The sequence below is a fragment of the Pseudomonas sp. EGD-AK9 genome (assembly GCF_000465935.2).
Lineage (GTDB): Bacteria > Pseudomonadota > Gammaproteobacteria > Pseudomonadales > Pseudomonadaceae > Aquipseudomonas.
Map to the genome: position 1 here is coordinate 1 of NZ_AVOF01000613.1, position 1121 is coordinate 1121.

Here is a 1121-nt window from a genome sequence, read left to right on the forward strand (position 1 = left end):
GACACCGCGTCCGGCGCGCTCGAGGGCGCCTCGGCGGCGGGCGCGGCGGACTCGGCCGGCTTCTTGCGCAGCCAGCCGAACAGGGATTTCTTTTCTTCGGTCACAGGCGGGGTCTGCGCGCCGGCCGCGGCCGGCGACTTCTTGTCGTCATTGGAACCAAACATGGGTCGCTTGCATCTCAAGGGGGCGGTCGCTTACAGCCTGATACGCCCGGCTGCGCCGCCCCGGAAAAGGATGGGGTATCCTAGCACCTCTTCGCCCGCCGGCGGTACGACCGCCCAGGCCATCCGACAGGTCAGACTCTCGATGAATGCCATTGCCCGCCGCTCCCTCGGCCTGCTGTTCGGCGCCCTCTGCGTGCCCCTGACGGCGCTGGCCGCCGCCCTGCAACCGACCCATGAATTCAGCCTGGACAACGGCCTCAAGGTCATAGTCCGCGAGGATCACCGCGCCCCGGTGGTGGTCAGCCAGCTCTGGTACAAGGTCGGCTCCAGCTACGAGACCGCCGGCTCCACCGGCCTGTCCCACGCCCTCGAGCACATGATGTTCAAGGGCAGCCGCAAGCTCGGCCCCGGCGAAGCCTCGCGCATCCTGCGCGAACTGGGCGCCGAGGAGAACGCCTTCACCAGCGACGACTACACCGCCTACTACCAGGTGCTGGCGCGCGACCGCCTGGGCGTCGCCCTGGAGCTGGAGGCCGACCGCCTGGCCAGCCTGCAGTTGCCGGCCGCGGAGTTCGCCAAGGAGATCGAGGTGATCAAGGAGGAGCGCCGCCTGCGCACCGACGACCGTCCCTCCTCGCTGGCTTTTGAGCGCTTCAAGGCCATGGCCTATCCGGCCAGCGGCTACAGCATCCCCACCATCGGCTGGATGGCCGACCTCGAGCGCATGCAGATCGACGAGCTGCGCGCCTGGTATCGACAGTGGTACGCGCCGAACAACGCCACCCTGGTGGTGGTCGGCGACGTCAGCGCCGCCGAGGTGAAGATTCTCGCCGAACGCTATTTCGGCGCCATCGAGCGCCGCGCGGTGCCCAGCGCCAAGCTGCCGCTGGAACTGCCGGCCGCCGGCGAGCGGCGCACCACCCTGCATCTGAAGACCCAGCTGCCGAGCCTGCTGAT

The 1121-nt window shown here is 68.9% G+C and carries 1 protein-coding gene and 1 pseudogene; one reads left to right on the forward strand and one right to left on the reverse strand.

What is annotated here, in order from left to right; genetic code table 11:
• Positions 1–164 (reverse strand): annotated as a pseudogene (locus tag N878_RS29680) (signal recognition particle-docking protein FtsY); the annotation flags it as partial.
• 142 nt (positions 165–306) lie between these two features.
• On the opposite strand from N878_RS29680, the gene N878_RS21640 reads away from it, so the two are divergent.
• Positions 307–1121, forward strand: an 815-nt coding sequence (locus N878_RS21640) for a pitrilysin family protein (protein WP_021445620.1), incomplete at its 3' end; no start/stop codon positions are given.